This window comes from Corynebacterium marquesiae (assembly GCF_030229635.1).
In the GTDB taxonomy this organism is placed as follows: Bacteria; Actinomycetota; Actinomycetes; order Mycobacteriales; family Mycobacteriaceae; genus Corynebacterium; species Corynebacterium marquesiae.
In genome coordinates this window covers 1-18164 of sequence record NZ_JASPII010000019.1, presented here as the reverse complement: position 1 = coordinate 18164, position 18164 = coordinate 1, and the positions used below count along the sequence as shown (strand labels likewise).

Annotated in this window: 12 protein-coding genes; 4 read left to right on the top strand and 8 right to left on the bottom strand. The window is 58.3% G+C overall.

Annotated features, from left to right (window positions below; translation table 11 throughout):
- Positions 1–6 precede the first annotated feature (6 nt).
- From QP971_RS10470 to QP971_RS10460, 3 genes are read left to right on the top strand one after another with little or no spacing between them, the layout of a single operon-like run.
- Positions 7–2160 (top strand): MMPL family transporter, encoded by a 2154-nt coding sequence (locus QP971_RS10470; RefSeq protein ID WP_284791162.1) that lies wholly within the window; start codon positions 7–9, stop codon positions 2158–2160.
- Positions 2161–3177 carry a lysylphosphatidylglycerol synthase transmembrane domain-containing protein gene (locus QP971_RS10465; protein ID WP_284791161.1) on the top strand — a complete coding sequence of 339 codons (1017 nt, stop codon included), beginning with the start codon at positions 2161–2163 and terminating at the stop codon, positions 3175–3177.
- Positions 3174–3503 (top strand): DUF3054 domain-containing protein, encoded by a 330-nt coding sequence (locus QP971_RS10460; RefSeq protein WP_238801311.1) that lies wholly within the window; start codon positions 3174–3176, stop codon positions 3501–3503. The genes QP971_RS10465 and QP971_RS10460 overlap by 4 nt, the downstream gene beginning before the upstream one ends.
- Positions 3504–3698: 195 nt before the next feature.
- Here the strand turns inward: QP971_RS10460 and QP971_RS10455 are convergent, their stop codons facing one another.
- The 7 genes from QP971_RS10455 to QP971_RS10425 all read right to left on the bottom strand — a co-directional run bounded on the left by QP971_RS10455 (position 3699) and on the right by QP971_RS10425 (position 16634).
- Positions 3699–5255 carry an acyl-CoA carboxylase subunit beta gene (locus tag QP971_RS10455; protein WP_238801309.1) on the bottom strand — a complete coding sequence of 519 codons (1557 nt, stop codon included), beginning with the start codon at positions 5253–5255 and terminating at the stop codon, positions 3699–3701.
- A complete protein-coding gene (locus tag QP971_RS10450) occupies positions 5230–9927 on the bottom strand; it encodes a type I polyketide synthase (RefSeq protein ID WP_238801308.1) in 4698 nt (1565 codons plus the stop codon). Before QP971_RS10450 ends, QP971_RS10455 begins: the two co-directional genes overlap by 26 nt.
- 79 nt (positions 9928–10006) lie before the next feature.
- A complete protein-coding gene (locus QP971_RS10445) occupies positions 10007–11719 on the bottom strand; it encodes an AMP-binding protein (protein ID WP_238801306.1) in 1713 nt (570 codons plus the stop codon).
- A gap of 59 nt (positions 11720–11778) precedes the next feature.
- Positions 11779–12693 carry a cutinase family protein gene (locus QP971_RS10440; protein ID WP_238801305.1) on the bottom strand — a complete coding sequence of 305 codons (915 nt, stop codon included), beginning with the start codon at positions 12691–12693 and terminating at the stop codon, positions 11779–11781.
- Between the two features lie 22 nt (positions 12694–12715).
- Positions 12716–13147 (bottom strand): hypothetical protein, encoded by a 432-nt coding sequence (locus QP971_RS10435; protein WP_238801303.1) that lies wholly within the window; start codon positions 13145–13147, stop codon positions 12716–12718.
- 2 nt (positions 13148–13149) lie between these two features.
- Positions 13150–15096 (bottom strand): alpha/beta hydrolase-fold protein, encoded by a 1947-nt coding sequence (locus tag QP971_RS10430; RefSeq protein ID WP_284811762.1) that lies wholly within the window; start codon positions 15094–15096, stop codon positions 13150–13152.
- A 137-nt stretch (positions 15097–15233) separates the two neighbouring features.
- Positions 15234–16634: an NAD-dependent succinate-semialdehyde dehydrogenase gene (locus QP971_RS10425; RefSeq protein ID WP_284811760.1), complete on the bottom strand. Its 1401-nt coding sequence runs from the start codon at positions 16632–16634 to the stop codon at positions 15234–15236.
- 329 nt (positions 16635–16963) lie between these two features.
- Here QP971_RS10425 and QP971_RS10420 point away from each other — a divergent pair, with 329 nt between their 5' ends.
- Positions 16964–17356, top strand: a complete 393-nt coding sequence (locus QP971_RS10420; RefSeq protein ID WP_284769112.1) for a hypothetical protein — start codon at positions 16964–16966, stop codon at positions 17354–17356.
- Between the two features lie 203 nt (positions 17357–17559).
- Here the strand turns inward: QP971_RS10420 and QP971_RS10415 are convergent, their stop codons facing one another.
- Positions 17560–17748: an IS3 family transposase gene (locus QP971_RS10415; RefSeq protein WP_420361735.1), complete on the bottom strand. Its 189-nt coding sequence runs from the start codon at positions 17746–17748 to the stop codon at positions 17560–17562.
- Positions 17749–18164 lie beyond the last annotated feature (416 nt).

Sequence of the window (18164 nt, the reverse complement as noted above, 5' to 3'; positions counted from 1 at the left end):
GCCCCAATGTTTGAAAAATGGGGACGCTTTTCCTATGCGCACCGCCGGCTCATCCCCGCCATCATCATCGCCGCAATCCTTGCACTGTTCATCGGCTTTGGCTTGCAGCTCGATGACCGCATGAGCCAGGAGGGCTGGGAGGATCCCAATGCAGCGTCGACAAGCGCGGCCCAGATTGAGCAGGAAGCATTCGGCCGCGATAACTCCGGCGATGTCATCTTGCTCTTCCATTCCCCCGATGAGAACTTCGACGCCGCCAAGCAGCACTTGGCGCAGTTGAAATCGGAGTATCCCGACCAGATTGACTCGGTGACCAGCTACTTCGACACGAAGAACCCGAACCTGGTCAATGATGATCATTCACTAGCCTTCGCAGCCATCGGGCTCAAAGGCGATAACGAGCAGACGCTGAAGGATTTCCGCGCCATCGAGGGCGCGCTCACGGATACCTCTGCGCCAGTGGAGATTGCGGGTGCCACCGCGGTTGCTGATGCTCTTGATGAGGGAATGTCCCACGATATTTCCCGCGCGGAAAAGGCCGCCCTGCCGCTGGTAGGCATCCTCCTACTGGTGGTCTTTGGTTCCGTCGTTGCGGCCTGCATGCCGCTGGTGGTCGGCGGTCTCTCCATCTTGGGCTCTTTAGGCATCCTGTCCATCCTGGCCAGCTTCTCGCAGGTCAATGTCTTTGCCCAAGCCGTCGTCACGCTGCTGGGTCTCGGCCTAGCCATCGATTATGGCCTCTTTATGGTCTCGCGCTTCCGCGAAGAGCTGGATAAGGGCCGCTCCACCGAGGAGGCCGTGGCCACCACCACCGCGACAGCCGGTCAAACTGTGGTTTTCTCCGCGGCCATGGTTGCCGTTGCGCTTTCCGGCCTCTTCCTCTTCCCCCAGGCCTTCCTGAAATCCGTGGCCTATGGCTCCATTTCTGCGGTCGGCTTGGCCGCGCTCCTTTCGGTCACCGTGCTGCCGTCCATTTTTGGCATGCTCGGCCCCAAGATCGATACCTGGTCCGTGCGCCGTACCTCGCGGACGGCTCGCACTATTCAGGACACCTGGTGGTATAAGCTTCCGCGCTGGGCCATGCGCCATGCCCGCGGACTGACCATCGCCGTATGTGGCCTGCTCATCGCGCTCACCCTGCCTATCATGAGCATTACCTTTGGCGGCATCAACGAGTCCTACCTGCCGCCCGACCAGGACACCCGCGTGGCGCAGGATAAATTCAACGAAGAGTTCCCAGCTTTCCGCACGGAGCCGGTCAAGCTCGTGGTGGAAAATGCCTCGAACCAGCAGCTTGTCGACGTCGTCATGCAGGTCCGCGGCCTCGACGGCCTCACCGAGCCAATGGCGCCGACGACCGCCACCAAGGACGGCACTACCGTGCTTTCCGCCGGCATTGAAGACCGCGATGACTACGCGAAGATCGTGCACGAGCTGGAAAAGGTCAAGGCCCCTGAAGGCGTAAACCTCTACGTGGGCGGTACTCCCGCCATGGAGGTGGAGTCTCTCGATGCGCTCTTCCACACGCTGCCGTGGATGGCGCTCTACGTGGTGCTGGCTACATTCCTGCTCATGTCCCTAGTCTTCGGCTCCTTCGTACTGCCGCTCAAGGCCATTGTGATGACACTGCTGACCTTAGGCGCAACGCTGGGCATCCTAACGTTGATGTTTGTTGCCGGCTTGGGCTCGCACATCCTCAACTTCACGCCCGGCCCGCTCATGAGCCCGATCTTGGTGCTCATCATCGCCATTGTCTACGGCCTGTCCACCGACTATGAGGTCTTCTTGGTCTCCCGCATGGTGGAGGCGCGACGGCGTGGTGCTTCGACCGACGAGGCCATCGCGGCCGGTACCGCGCATACGGGCGGCATTATTACCGCGGCGGCGCTCATCATGATCGTGGTCTCTGGCGCGTTCGGCTTCTCCGATATCGTGATGATGAAGTACATCGCATATGGCATGATTTTTGCCCTGCTTATCGACGCCACCATTGTCCGCATGCTCCTCGTTCCCGCCGTCATGCACCTGCTGCGCGAAGACAACTGGTGGGCACCTAGCTGGCTGCGCCACGCCACCACAGTTTTGACCGGCGGCGCAAGACACCGCGGCAAAACTATTCCCTTCTCTGAGCTCAAACAACGCCTCGAAGGAGATAAATAAGTGAAAAACTGGCTGCGGCTTATCGCCTCGCTCATCGTCCTGCTTATCCTGATTTATGTCTTCCGCGATGAGTTGGACTTCCTGCGCGAAGGCTTCTCGCGGCTGTCTCATTCCGACCCTGCCGCGGTAGCATTGGTAGTCGTCGCCTCTATTCTGGCAGTCCTTGCCATGGGTGAAGTCATGCGCCTGCTCATTCGCGCCGGCGGCGTACATGTGCCAGCCTCGGAGACGTCCGCCCTCACGCTGGCGGCTAATGCTTGGTCCACCACGCTTCCAGCGGGCCCGGCCTTTTCCGCCATCCTCACCTTCTACGTGCAACGCACGTGGGGTGCTTCCGTCATGCTCTGTGGTTGGTTCTTCGTGCTGTCTTCGGCCATTTCCACCATGTGGCTCGTACTCATCGGCTTAGGCGGCGTGCTCTTCCTCAATGCCGATATGGCGCTGTGGTCCCTCATTGGCACCCTGGTTCTCATGCTGGCGCTTTCCGGCGGCCTTTTTTGGCTAACCAATCACCCTGATACCATCATCCGCTGGCTCAACCGCCAGAAGCTCATTAAAGGCTCCAAGCGCGAAGCCCTCATGGACCAGGTCAAAAATCTGGAAGAGGTTCACCTCAACCGCCGCCAATTCGCCTGGGTTTCCTTTTATTCCCTGGCCAACCGCCTCATCGATATGGTCTCGCTGTGGGGCTGTGTGTGGGCCGTGACCGGCCACCTACCTGCCCTGCACGCGGGTGAGGACACAACGACGATGGCCGGCGTAGGACTGGCGTATCTTACAGCCAAGCTGGCCGGCTCTGCCCAGGTCACGCCCGCTGGCCTCGGCACGGTCGAAGCCGCCATCATTGCCACCCTGGTTGCCACCGGTATGACCGCGGTGGATGCAACCGGGGCGGCAATTATCTACCGCCTGATTTCCTTTGCCCTCATCACAATCATTGGCTGGGTAATCTACTTCTGGCACTATGCTCGCAAGGGCATTACCTACGCCGCCTTGAATCGAAAGGAAAATGCATGAGAATCGCCCCCGTCATCGATATCATCGCCCTGATGCTCTTTGCTGTGGCCGCCCGCCTCGCCCACGGCGGACTAAGTTTTTCCACCTGGGTTGATGCCTTTTGGCCATGGGCCATCGGCGCGCTCATCGGCTGGGCTATCATCCTGGCCGCCAAGGTGCAGGGCAAGTGGAAAGAAGGCGGCGTTGTCTGGTTGAGCACCGTCGTGGGTGGCATGGCCCTGTGGATGTTGGTGAATGGCCGGCTACCACACTGGAGCTTCCTCATCGTGGCAACCGCTATGTCCGCGCTATTCTTCTTTGGCTGGCGGCTTTTCGCCCGCAAATAAAAATAAGGAGGGTAAAACCCTCCTCATTTTTGCTCGGTTTACTTGAAGCTTACCGGTACGCCTGCATGGTTGAGCATATCGACAACGAAACCAATGATCTCGCTAATGATGTCTACAGCGCTAGATAGAATCATAAATAACTCCTTGCCTAGGATTGGGACTTTATATTCCTATCGCTAATCCAAGCACACGACGTTACATTGGGGCAATGGTGTGCTTCTTCGGCAGATCGTTTTCCTGCTTCGTTGCCAGCTGCCGCAGCGCTTGGCGGAGAGCCAACCGGGATTGATTCGGCTGAATCATAGCGTCTAGGTAACCGCGCTCGGCGGCGACATAGGGAGCGGTCATGGTCTCATCGTAGAAGTCCATGAACATCTTTTTGGTCATCTCGCGCTGCTCAGGGGTCTCGGCGGCGTCTAATTGCTTACCGGCGATCATCACCACGGCGGCGGCCGCACCCATGACGGCGATCTGCGCGGTCGGCCACGCCAAGTTAATATCACCGGTCAGGTTCTTCGAACCCATCACGGCATAAGCACCGCCATAGGCCTTGCGCACGATGAGCGAGACCTTCGGCACGGTGGCTTCTACCACGGCGAAAGCAAACTTGGCGCCGCGGTGAATAAGGCCCACCTTTTCCTGCTCTACGCCTGGTAGGTAGCCCGGGGTATCCACCACGAAAACCAGCGGGATATTGTAGGCATCGCAAATGCGGATAAAACGCGCGCCCTTATCGGCGGCATCAGCATCGATGCAGCCTGCCAGGTGCATGGGATTATTGGCTACAAATCCCACCGTCTTGCCATCAATGCGCCCGAAGGCGGTGATCATATTGGGCGCAAAATTCTCCTGAATTTCAATGATGTCCTCGTCATCGCCCAGCTGGGTCAACAGGTCCAGCATGTCGTAGCCGGCATTAGTGTCATCCGGCATGAAGGAGTTGAGGTCTTCGTCCTCGGCCACGTCGGCATCGGAAGGCGCGGCGAATTCTGGGGCCTCATCAAAGCAGGTTAGCGGCAGGTGGTCCAAGAGATCGCGCACCATGTCAAAAGCGTCTTCCTCAGAAGGAACTACGGCCGAAACATTGCCGTTGAGCTCCTGCTGGCGAGCGCCACCCAGCTCGGCAGAGGTAACGTCCTCACCGGTGACCTCACGAATAACGTTTGGGCCCGTGACATACATTTCCGCTTCCTGGTCCACGGCAATGACAAAGTCCGTGGTCACAGGGGCATAAACTGCGCCACCGGCAGATTTACCCATCATGATGGAAATCTGCGGACTGCGGCCAGACAGCGGCAGCTGGCGGCGGGCAATCTCGGAATACATGGCCAGCGAGGTCACCGCATCCTGGATACGGGCGCCGCCGGAATCCTGAATACCGATTACGGGGCAGCCAATCTTGATTGCCATGTCCATGACCTCGGTAACTTTCTTGCCAAAGGTCACACCGACAGAGCCGCCGTAGACGGTCTTATCGTGAGCGTAGATGCACACGGGGCGGCCGGAGATGCGGCCATAACCGGTGACCACGCCATCGGAGTAGATAGCATCCGGGTCGCCAGGGGTTTTGCCCAAGGAACCCGTTTCGACGAAGGACCCCTCATCCAGCAATTCATTGATGCGTTGACGAGGCGTGGTACGCCCAGCCTCGTCGCGGCGCTTGCGGGAGCGCTCACTGCCTGGGTCCTGCGCCTTGTCTAGGCGCTCGCGCAGGTCAGCGAGTTTCTCAGCGGTTGTCTGCTTGGCCGCCACGTATCTTCTCCTCGATCCATTCGTCCATATGCTTGCCTACGATGCCGATGGCCGGCTCGTCCGGCACTGCAAGGTGATCGCCTTGCAGCTGCACAATTTCTAGATCCTTAACGATAACTCCCCAACCGCCGTCGGGGTCAATCTCAGCGTAGCGCGGCTCCAGCTCGATCGCACCGTCGTGCATGCGCTCGGAGCGGAAAAGCAGAACCGGCACGGAAACATCGGCCCAGCGATGGAAGTCAATCTTGGCCAAGATCTGGTTGTCCACGAAGGAAGCACGCTGGTGCTCCAGAACGCCGGCGGAAAGGCCGTGCTCGGAGGCGTCGGTAGTAGCGAGGAACTCTGCCAGCATTGTCATGAGCGCATCCTCGCCCATGGTCTCGAGCATCTCGTACGGCGGCTCAAAGTCCAATCCGTAGGTCTTCTTGGCAAAGGCCGCGTAGCGCTCCCAGCGGGCTCGGGTTTCCTCCGGGGTATCCGGGGCCGGGTGGGACGGCTGGGTGGTATCCAGCAGCGCAATAAACGCCACCTCCACCGAGTCCTGGGTGCGCTTTTGCAATTGGTAGGCCACCTCGTAGGCCAGCGCGCCACCGAAGGACCAACCACCGAGCACGACCTTGCGGCCACGAGCGTAGTGCAGGATGTCCTCGACATAGACCTTGGCTCGCTCCTCTAGCGAACCCTCGATGCGCTCGACTCCGTAGACAGCCACATCCTCGGGCAGGCGGCGGGTTAGCGGCTGGTAGACCACCGTGGTGCCACCGGCTGGGTGGAACATAAATACGGCGGGGCCGTCGGCTTCGCGCAGCACGCGGATATTGCCTTCTACCTCGGTCTCTAGTCCTTCACGGACCAAGTCAGCCAGGCTTTCCAAGGACTCAGCCTCATGGACCTGCTGGGCAGTGACTTCGATGCCTGCGCGTTCGGTGAGGCGCTCGGCAATCTGGGTCGCTACCTCTTCGCTTAACTCTGGCAGCGCAGAGGTAACACCCGCTGCGGCCTTGCCAGTAAAGGTAGCCCAGGTGCCAAAGACCATGCGCTCGGAGGCATCGCGCGGGGCAACGCCCACGCCCTGGCCAGGCTCGTCTTCTTCTGGCGCCGGCGTGTCTTCAGTAGCGATCTCACTGGTATCCACACTGCCGCCAGCTACGGCCTCTTCCACCATGGCGATGACGTCTGCCAGGGAGGCGTCACGCAGCGCCTGCACCTGCAGCGGCGGAATCTGGAAGTCATTTTCCACGCGATTCTTAATGCGCATACCCATCAGGGAATCCAGGCCCAGGTCAATGAGCGGCAGCTCTCGGGGCAGGTCAGAGACGTCATAGCCCATGGACTCAGAAACGATGAGCGCGAGGCGGTCCTCTACGGTTTCCTCCGTGGGGTCCCAGCGCACGGCGTCGACTTCTTCCGTCGCTGCAGGCGCGCTTTCGGGCACATCAGCCACGCCGGGGATTGGCGCCACACCCAAGTCCAAAGCGGAGGCAAAACCTTCCGCCAAGAGCTCAGTCTGCATACCACGAACAGCGTAGACAGCCACGGACATGCCGCCGATGGACTGGCTTACCACCGTAGTAACCTCGCCACGCGGCGGCAGGTCAGCGTGCTCTTCGGTGGCAATGATGCGTGCTCCAGGCTTGACGGCCTCGGCCGCAGCCTCCACGATGGCCAGCGCAGACGGCGCCTGGTCTGCATTGGTGGAGAAGGCAACCTTGCCCTCTGGCAAGTTAACGCGTGCGCCCGGCAGGCCGGATACGCCAGCCGAAGGACGCGCATTGGTCCAGAAACGCTGGCGGTTGAACTGGGTATAAGGCGCCTCTACGCGCGCGCCAGAACCAAAGACCGCGCCAAAATCCACCGGCATGCCAGTGACATAGAGCTTGCTGAGCAAGTCTAGGAGTGACTCGGTGGGATCTACCTTGCGCTTCAACGCATACAGCAGCTGCGCATCGGCCTTGCCCACGGCAAAGGCGGTGGACATTAGCCCCATGAGTGCAACCGGGTTTGGCGAGATTTCTACCAGCTGAGTGTGGCCGGCAGCGAAAGCCGCCTCGGTGGCATCCTGCAGGTAGACCGAGTGGCGGGTCATGCGCAGCCAGTAATCCTCATCGTGCACGGTGGTCCCAGGACGATAGACCTTGCCCTTATCCACGGAGGAAAACAGCGGAGTGTGCAGCGGCTTGGCTTCCATGCCGGCAATGGCTGCATGCAGCTCGCCCAGGATAGGATCCACAGCCGAGGTATGCCCGGCCGCCTTCACATTGAGGGCGCGGGCGAATTTGCCTTCGCCATCGAGCTTTTCCACCAGGTCCAGCACCTCTTGGCGCGGACCGCCCACGGTGGTCATACCGGGGCCGGTGTATACGGCGGGCTCGATATTTCCGTCGAGCGCAGCAATATCTTCGGCCGAGAGCTCTACTACAGCCATGGCTCCTTGCTCGGCGTCGCTTAGCGACGCCTCACCCTCACCCATTAACCGCGCCCGGTGGCAGGCAATCACCATGGCGTCCTCGGCGGAAATGCCGCCTGCGGCATAGGCCGCGGCAATCTCGCCCATGGACATGCCCATCACGCCGGCTGGGCGCACGCCAAAGGAAGCGAGCAAGTCCGTCAACGCGATCTGGATAGCGGTAATGGCCACCTGGGCGGTCTCGGTGTCATAGGTCTGGGCATCGTCTTCAACGATATCGAGGATGGACCACCCGGATTCGAAGTCTACGATGGCGTCCAGCTCTTCCAAACGGGCCTTGAACTGTGGCGAAAGCGCAATCATATCCTTAGCCATCTTGCGATGCTGGGAGCCGAAACCGGAGTACACGAATACCGGGCCCGGGACCTGCGGCGAATCCGCAGCAGCGATACCGACGGATACCTTCCCCTCAGCCACCTGACGCAAGCGCTTGACCGCTTCTTCGGTAGAGCTAGCCATCACGACGGCGCGGGAGCGGGAGTGATTGCGGCGGGCAATGGTACGGGCGACGTCGACAAGCGCGGGCTTTTCCGCCTCAATGAAGTCCGCCAACAGGGCCGCAGCGCGTGCCCGGCGCGATGGCAAGAGGCCAGAGACCGGCAACGCGACCGTTTCGGTGGAAAGCTGCGGCTCGCGCTCGGCCGGGGTGCCGCGGTAATCAGTGAGCACGACGTGCGCATTGGTGCCACCAAAGCCGAAGCCGGATACGCCAGCGACCTTGCGGCCGGAGTACTCGGGCCACTCGCGTGGATCTTCAACCACTTCGAGGTGCTCGGTCTCGAAATCGATATAGCGATTCGGCGCCGAGTAATTGATATTCGCCGGAATCACATCATTGCGCATTGCCTGGATGACCTTGATGAGGCCCACCACGCCCGCGGCGGATTCGGAGTGGCCGATATTGGTCTTGGCAGAACCAAGCAAAATAGGAGTATCGTCCCCGCGCCCTACGCCGAGCACGCGCCCCAATGCAGAGGCCTCGATCGGATCGCCCAGGATGGTGCCAGTGCCGTGGGCCTCAATATAGTCCACGTCTTGCGGATTCACGCCCGCATCGGCATAGGCGCGGCGCAGCACATCTTCCTGTGCTTCCGGGTTCGGGGCGGTCAGGCCGTTGGAGTGGCCATCGGAGTTGACGGCTGAGCCCTTGATGACGGCTAAGATATCGTCGCCGTCCGCTTCCGCGTCCTCCAAACGCTTAAGCACGAGGACGCCGGCGGCGTCGGCACGCACGATGCCATCGGCGTCGTCAGAAAAGGCATGAATGGCACTCGTCGGAGAGGTCACGCCCAACTCCGAGAACGCCGTGGATGCATGCGGGGCAGCCAAGATATTCACGCCGCCAGCCAGTGCCACGTCTGCGCTACCCGTGCGCAGATCCTTCATCGCCTGGTTTACCGCAACAAGGGAAGAGGAGCAGGCCGTGTCCACGTTGATGGAAGGGCCACGGAAATCCAGGGCGTAGGAAATGCGATTGGCCACCACGGCAGAAGAAATGCCGGTCAGCGCATAAGGATGCATCTCGGCAGAATCGGCACCGATGAGCATGCCATAGTCATTATTGGTCGATCCCATGTACACACCAGTCTGCGTGCCACGCAGCTCGTTAGCAGGAACACCAGCGTTTTCGAGCGCTTCCCACACTAACTCCAGCAGGATGCGCTGCTGCGGGTCCATATTGGCAGCTTCAAGAGGGGACAGGCCAAAGAATTCAGCGTCGAAGGAGGCGATGTCTTCGATATAACCGCCATCGGTATTTTGCTGGGCGATTTTTTCGCTCATCACTGGGTCAGCAGAGTACTCGGACCACCGGCCCACTGGGAGCGGACCGGTTCCTGCGCGCGACTCTGCCAGCATGGACCAGAATTCTTGGGCGTTCTTTGCTCCCGGGAAGCGGCCGGAAAGACCAATCACCGCAACGTCGGATCCCTGTGCGATCTGCGGAGCGTGCTCCTCGGGCTGGGGTGCAGTTGGTGCGTTCAGCAGGCGATCCGCCAGCAGCTCGATGGTGGGGTATTCATATGCCACAGTGGCATCGAGGCGGGTACCGAGTAGATTTTCCAGTTCGCCGGATAGCACTACAGCATCCCGCGAAGAAAGACCATAGTTTTCCAGGGGCTTGGAATCTAGGATCTCTTCGGGGGAAACACCGGTGGTCTGGGCGACCCAGTCACGCAGCCATGCTCGCAGTTGCTCGATGGTCATAAAAAGGTCTTTCGTTACGGGATATTACTAAATGGCATGGGGGTATATCGCTATATTTTGTCACTTTGTTAGCGATAAATCAGATTCCCACATAGTTCTTCTTAGCTACGCGGCGCGCAATCTTGCCGGAGGAGGTGCGATTGATTTCGCCAGGTGTTTTCCACACGATGTCATCTGGCGTAATGCCATGATGCGAGGTGACAGCGGTGCGGATGGCCTCAGTTGCCTCGGCATCGCCGGCCGGCTGCGCATCATCGGCGCGCTCCACCAGCAGTACGAGAGACTCAGAGTCACCGCCTTCCACAGAGAAAGCAGCCACGGAGTCTGGGCGTACCTGAGCGGAAGCCGCTTGCACCGTGCCCTCAATATCCTGCGGATAGTGGTTGCGCCCAGCAATGACGATGAGGTCCTTCAGGCGACCAGTGATATACAGCTCACCATCAACAATGACTGCCAAATCTCCGGTGGCCATCCAATAGTCATCCTCTGGTAGGCCTTCCTGTTGACGCTCACCCAGCGTATTCCGGAAAGTGGCAGCAGTTTCCTCTGAACGGTTGAGGTAGCCGGTGGCCATGTTGGGACCGTGGACCCAGATTTCTCCAATAATGCCATTTTTAACCTCGGCGCGAGTTTCCGGGTCTACGATGGCGAGGTGCTGATGCGGCACACACTGGCCATTGGATGCGTAGGCGACGGTGGCGTCGGATTTGTCCTGAATGACAGCGCGACCGGCGGCCAACTCTGAGCGATTAAAGTGCGATATGACTGGGCGCTTTTCGGTTTGCGGGGTAGCTACAATCAGCGCCGCTTCTGCCAGACCATAGGACGGGCGAAGTACGGAACGATCGACGCTAAAGGCATTAAGGAAGGAGTCCACGGCCGATTCCGTCACCGGTTCGGAGCCAATAATGATGCCTGCCACGTGCGAGAAATCCGCATCCTTGGCATGACGTGCGGCAAGCTCCAGCGCAAAGTTAGGGATGGCTGCATAGGTGGCCTGACTACTTGCGGTAAGCCGCCGTACCCAGCGATCCGGATGCTGGATGAAATCACGTGGGGTCATCATCTCGAAGTCCAAACCCAAAATGGTAACGAATACGGCCAAAATGATGCCCATATCGTGGTGCATTGGCAGCCAGGAGACGATGCGAGCCGGCATCTGCAATTGCAGTGCTTGGAAGATCTGCGCAACATTGGTGATGATCGCCCGATTGGTGAGCTCCACGCCGGCCGGGGTACGGGTAGAACCGGACGTGTACTGCAGGAAGGCAGTGTCCTCTGCGGTTCCCTCCACGGGTGTCCAGGAGCCAGCCAAGGAATCAGGAAGGGCGTCGATGGAAATGACGCGCGGGCGTTCGCGTTGAGCAGAGAAGTACTTACGCACGGCTGCCGCCGATACACGATTCGTCACCACGATGGACGGTTCGCAATCACCGAATACCGCCTTCAGGTGGTCCGCGTGGCCCGGTTCATTGGGGTCATAAAGCGGAATCGGCACCATGCCCGCGTACAGCGCGCCCAAGAAGCCAAAGACGTATTCCGGTGAATTTCCAGCCAAGATGGCAACGCGGGTGCCAGGATCTGCTACCTGCTGCAGGCGTGCAGCCACCACCTTAATGCGGTTATTGACCTGCGAGCGGGTAAGCTCCCGGCAGGTTTCTTCTTCACCGTAGATCCACTGGCGCATCACCACGCGGTCTGGGTTGGTCTCCGCTTGGAAGAGCTTTTCTGCCAACTGGGCCAAGGTGAACTCGGGCGCTAAGAACTGCCCCATCTGCGCTTTCAGGTCCATCGATTCTCCTTAAGTGAATGGTTTCGGCAATAAAACTATCGGAGTTGGGGAAATGGTTGTTACGCGGCGTCGATAAGCTGGCGGGCCCAGCCCACTACCCACTGGTTAGCCGTTGTGCCATCAATGACTCCGCTATTGGAGGCATACTGCGCATGTACGCCATTCGCGGCAATTAAACCGTGCGCACGCTCCAGCGCATTAGACACGTTCGGCGGGGCGTCACAGACCGAATCATTGGGCGCGCAAATCTGGAAGGTGCGATCCGCCAAGCTACCGAACCCATTCTGGCGTGCACCGCGCATGGAGGCACCCGGAACAATGGGCTGAACCAAACCGGATACCGGCTGGAGGGCAATTTCCGCACCCACGCCGCCGACCTTGCGGCCTGGGTTTTGGCCAACGCCGTTTTGGCGGCGACCATCTGCAATGAGAGCCACACCTGCAATGCTTTCCGCCGGCACCGCACCCTGGCCGCCACCGATCTCATCAGCGACGTCACCAGCAATGACCGCACCCTGAGAAAAGCCACTCAAAATAAATTTGGTCTCCGGGCAGCTCTCGTGCACACCGCGCAGCTCATCATTCATCTTTGCGGTTCCCTCATTGCGGGAATCGTCGTAGCTCATTTCATGTTGCGCATTAATGTTTTTAAACTGCGCAGTATAAGGAAGGGTCCAGACCTTCACGTCGTCCCCGTAGGCCTCCTGCAGCGGCTTCGTTATAGACAGCATGAACGAGCGCGGATTAGCAGAAGGATTAATAGGGTCGTCGTCAGCCGCAGACTCCCACGTACCCGGGGCGGAAATGAACTCCACACGGGGGCACCAGTCGGGCTGCTGCTGCGGCGGTGGCGCAGCCTGCTCTGTGGGGCGCGGGGCTGGGGAGTCGGTGCCCTGGTTGAGGTAACGCGACGCGCCCACGCCGATGACAGCTAAAACGACGAGGACTGCGACGACGGTAATAGTTTTTCTCATGAATTAGTTGTACCAGGTAAACCTAGCAAATCCCTGTACGCGCGGAATCCGTAATCAGCTTGGAAAGCTCCTCAAAGTCCATCGTGGTCCGCTGCTGCTCAACAAGCTGGCCGGCGACCGCAGAGATGGTGACTTCATTCTCATCGCAGGCTGCTTTGCCCGCACCGAGGAGCTGATCTTCTACCCCATCAACGTTAACGCCGGCATCTTTGAGCTTGCCCAGATACTTGGCTTCCGATTCCGGCACCTCAGCGGACGGGATTTCAGAAATCTCGCGTGCGCCGCGGTCCTCCTGTGCCTTAGAGGATGTCTCTTCCGCTGAGGTAGGGGTATCCGACTCCCGCTCGAGGGGCGCGACCTCGGTCTCCTGCGAAGGCTCGCTATCCACAGTGGCGGAACCGCAACCTGCAAGGGTCAAGCACAACGCCGCGCCCACTACTACTAGCTTGCGCATGACTACTTCTTCTCGGTCCGAACCTGGCCCAAGACCTCACTAATCTTGCCATGCTGGAATTCCTGGCTCAGGCCACCAGCGGCAATCTCGGAGTAGTCAGAGGTAGGCCAACCGAACTCGCCCTGCTCCCAGCCAGCCTTGCCCCAGCGGTCCATAATCTTGCTCTTCAAGATGTAGTGCGCACCAGTCTTCGGGGACCAGTAGATGCTGCCCTTCTCAAAGGTCTGGAAGAAGCCGCCCTTGACGGCGTTCTCGCCGGACGTCGGGAAGCCCAGCGCAGACTCCGCGCCGCCCATGTCCTTGTACTTGGCGCCGATAGCACCGTGTACTACCTGGTTGGAGCCATCCGGGTTACGGGTAAGGACTCCGTTCTGGAATTCCTGCATATAGCCCTCACCGACCTTCTTTACTGAGCCGGTCGGGTACTTCAGGTCGCCCTTTTCGTAGCCATTTTTGCCCCAAGCCTGGAACATATCGCCGGTAATCTCCCAGGCACCAGTCTCCGGGGACCAGTAAATGGAGCCGTGCTCAAAATGTACGAAGCGGCCCTTGCCGTCCGGTGTCTTGGACTCGCCGGTCTTCGGGAAGCCAAGCCAGGAGGTTGGTCCGCCGATTTCGGCATAGCGAGCACCAATACGGCCGAAGAGGGCGTGCGCACCGGTGTCCGGTGACCAATAGGCGGTACCAGTCTCGAAGTCTTGGGCTTTGCCTTTCTTGGCGACGTCGTACTCATTATTCAAGCAAGAACCAATAACGCCGCTCTTAGTCTCCTTAGCGATAGCACCGATTGCCTCACAGTCCGCACCGCGGTCGGCCTTGTCCATCTGCAATGCATCTGCGATGTATGGCCATGCCTGCTGCATCTCAAACTGCCAGTATTCCCAGCTGTGCACGCCGGATGGGCGGAACTTAACCACAGGGTCAATCTTGGCGCGCTTCGCATAATCAACATAGGTCTGGGTGGACATACGGGAGATGACCTCCAAGCCCATGCCAGCGAGGTTTGCCTGGCCCTTAGCCACGGAGTTGGCGTTGCCAAAGTCATCCTTGCCGGAACCTGCGGAGACATATACCTTCATGTCCTTCAGGTTTTCAATGCCCAGCTTTGGATCATGGTCGATCCAGTTTTGGGAGCCCGGCTGGCCCCACATCTTGCGGGAATCATAACCGCCGGCATCGCGCTGCGAAGCCATGATGGCTTCCGGCATGCCACGCGTAGTGGTATCGAGGTAGCCGGAGAAAGAACCCACGAAGCTAAACAGGTGCGGGTTGCGCTCAGCCAGGTTCATCGCGGCAGTACCGCCCATGGACAGGCCGGTTACCGCGCGCTTGTGGTTGGAGCGGTACTCATTGTCCAGGATCGGGATCAATTCCTTGGTCAGGAAGGTCTCCCACATATAGTGCTTACCGCGGTCTGCTTGCTCCCAGTCCGAGTAGAAGGAAGACTCGCCGCCTACCGGCATGATCAGGTTGACGTTGCGGTCGGCGTACTGGTTCAAAATATTGGTTTCAATGGTCCAGCCGGACTCATCGTCACGTGCACGCAGGCCATCCAGTGCCCATACCTCTGGGAACTTCTTTTCTGGGTGGGAGTACCAGTCACGGGCGAGCTGGATTTGCACCTTCTGCTCTTTGTCCGGCATCGCCGCAGACTTGATGTAGACCATCAAGTGGCGGTTGGTTAGGTACTCCACGCGGTTGATCTTCACGCCCTCCGGCAAGCCCTTAACATCCGGGTATTCGGTGTTCAGCGGGGTGCGGGCGGGTGGATCCTTCGGTGCGAAATGATCGGACAGGCTGGAATCGCCGCCGATTGCGGAAGAGAGATCGCCTACAGAAGATTGTGCGGTGGCGTTTGGCAGCAGGGCCAAACCCACGGCGATGGCGGTAGGTACTGCGGCCACAGCAAGGCCCTTGCGAGCCTTGCTCGGGGAAGTGCTTTTGCGCATAGGTAAACGTCCTTGAAGATTTGCCGCGGTACCTTTCCGAGGGTTCCCCTCCCCCGGACCGATGCCTACGGCGTGAGCTGTCTATCGTGTACTCAAGTTTAAGTTGAACTTGAGACTTACGCTAGACAGACACGCCGCTACATTGCCGGGGAATTACCCGGATTATCCTGTCCGCTCACGCGGTACAGGTGCTCGTTGACGAACTCGCCTACGCCCCAGCGCGCCAACTCGCGGCCATAGCCGGAGCGATTCACGCCGCCGAATGGCAGGCCTGCTGCGGTTACCGACGCCTCGTTAACAAACGTCATGCCATCGTTGAGCTGGTTGGCTACTTCAAACGCAGCATCCAAGTCAGTGCCCCACACGGAGCTAGACAGACCGTACTCAGAGTTATTGGCAATCTCGATGGCCTCTTCGACGTCCTTGGCCTTGTACACAATCGCCACTGGGCCGAAGATCTCGTTGCAGCCTACGTCGGCGGATGGGTCGACGTCGGTAAGCAGGGTAGGCTCCATGTAGGCGCCCTCGCGATCGATCTTCTTGCCGCCTACGCGAATCTTGGCGTCGCCGTTGGCCGCGGCCTTTTCGAGGCGCTCCACAATCTCATCGCGGGCGCCGATGGACGAAAGCGGACCGATATCGGCATTCTCGTCATCATAAGTACCGACCTTCATGTCCCCGATCTTCTTTTCCAGGTACTCCACAGTGCGGTCATAGAAGTCCTCTAGAACGATAAGGCGCTTTGGCGCATTGCAGGCCTGGCCGGTGTTGTACATGCGAATCAGGTTGTACTGATCCAATACCCACTCCAGATTCTCATCATCGATAACCAGGAATGGGTCATTGCCACCCAGCTCCAGCACGGACTTCTTGTAATTTTCACCAGCGGTCTTAGCAACGGCAGAGCCTGCACCCTCGGAGCCGGTCAAAGAAACGCCCTTGATGCGCTTATCCGCTACAAAAGCATCCATCTGGGAACCGGAAGCATAAATGTTGATATACGCATCCTTCGGCAGACCAGCTTCTTCCAAGATATCCTGACATGCCTGGGAAGACAGCGGACAGATGGAAGCGTGCTTGAGCACGATGGTGTTACCCAGCAGCAGGTTAGGAGCTGCGAAGCGGGCTACCTGGTAGTACGGGAAGTTCCACGGCATAATGCCCAACAATGGGCCAATCGGCTCCTTGCGTACCACGGTCTTGTGCGCGTTCTGAGCCGGCAGGTACTCATCTGCGAGCAGCTCGTGCGCATGCTCGGCATAGTAACGGTAAATATCTGCAACAATCTGCACTTCGGCCTTTGCCCAACGGGTCAGCTTGCCCATCTCACGGCCAATGTGGTCTGCCAACTCATCGATGCGCTCTTCATAAAGATCTGCAGCGCGGGACAAAACCGCGGCACGCTCCTCGATGCGAGTGCCACGCCAAGCATCGTAGGCCGCGGTGGAGCGGTCTAAGATGTCATCGCGCTGCGAATCGTCGATGCGTTCAAACTTGTCTTCACTCTTGCCTGTGCTTGGATTCTCAATAGCGAACATGGGCCCTTTTTAACTTCAAAACACACTTCCCGCAATGCTTTACTTCGGGTCTTTCCAAATTTGAATGAACACGTCAGAACTATGACTGTGTTCCGCAGAGAGTGCGACCCCACCTTTTACATACCAAAGCGCCTTACTTTGGAACCAAAATGTTTACAAGGCAAAACTTTGGCAGAATACCCCTCGATTCTAGCTAGCCCGTCAGTTTCCACTCAGAAGCAAACCAATCCGCCCCAACGGCGGTGGAATATGTACCTACAACTATTGCGGGCATATGACACCCTTGTTAATATATCAGAGTCATCACCCACGCATTTGAAGGAATTGCAATGGACGTACTGCTCCAAATCAATGAAATTGTTTCCGGTCCCATCAAGGATCTTCTGGTTCACATCTCGGGAGGAAGCTTCCCTGACATAAAACTGCCTAATATTTCCTTGCCAGAGGTAAGCCTCCCTGAACTGCCTCCAATGTCTTCTCCGACCTACCCAGAAGAAGTTAACGTCGAAGTAGGCGGATCCTCCTTCGGAGATCTGGGCTCCTCGGAGTTCCTCAACGATAACGGTTCCTCCGAGTTCCTGAATGAAACCGGCTCTTCGGAACTGCTCAACGGCACCGGATCGTCAGATTTCTTCAACGAAAACGGCTCTTCCGAACTGCTGAATGATTTCCAGTCCTCCGAACTGGACTTGAGCGCCCTAGGCAGCATCCTGGGTGGCTAAATTCCACCGACGTAATCAGCAGTCCTTTCGAAATATGTGATTTGCACCAAAAGCTGCTGAGACAAGTTTTCTAGTTGGGATAGAATTTTAGATTCTATCCCAACTTTTGTTTTCCTTCAGTGAGGTTTCCTACTCGAGCGCTAACGGGCAGAACAGGATGCGGACATTTTTAGGAATATTCAGAGTAGTAGCTTGCGTCGGCGTTAGTTGATGCTTAATCTGTCGAACTCAAGCTTGGTTCTTCGTTCGTTGTAGGAGCCGACATATTCATGAATCGCTTTCTCTAATTCTTCACGATGGCGGCACTTACGCCCATAGGACATCGCATTTTTCATTCGGCCGAACAACCCCTCGCATACCGAATTGTCGGGTGAGCACCCTTTCTTCGACATTGAACGAGCAAAACCGATGTCTCGGGAGGCTTGGAACCAACTATTACCTCGATAGTGACAACCCCGATCGGAACGGATCACTAATCTTGTCAGGTCCGGCCTCATCGTGCATGATCTTCGTGCAGGCTCGTTTACCGATCCAACCCAAGAATATCGTGAGAAACGATTGACTCCAAGCTCTATTGAAGCCGCGTGAAGTGAGAAGTCTCCATTACTCTCATAGAGGGCCACAGCATCACCTTTGAACTGTTCGGAATACCTAGGCAGGGCGATAGATTACCTTTCTTCCCAACTCAACCGAGCTAAATATCAGGTGTCTACCAAACAGGGGTCAGGTCTAGGGCCTGGCCCCCGGAAAGTAGACACGTCGGGGGTTAGCTATGCTGCTTGGGTCAGTGTAGCTGATGTGAGTGCTT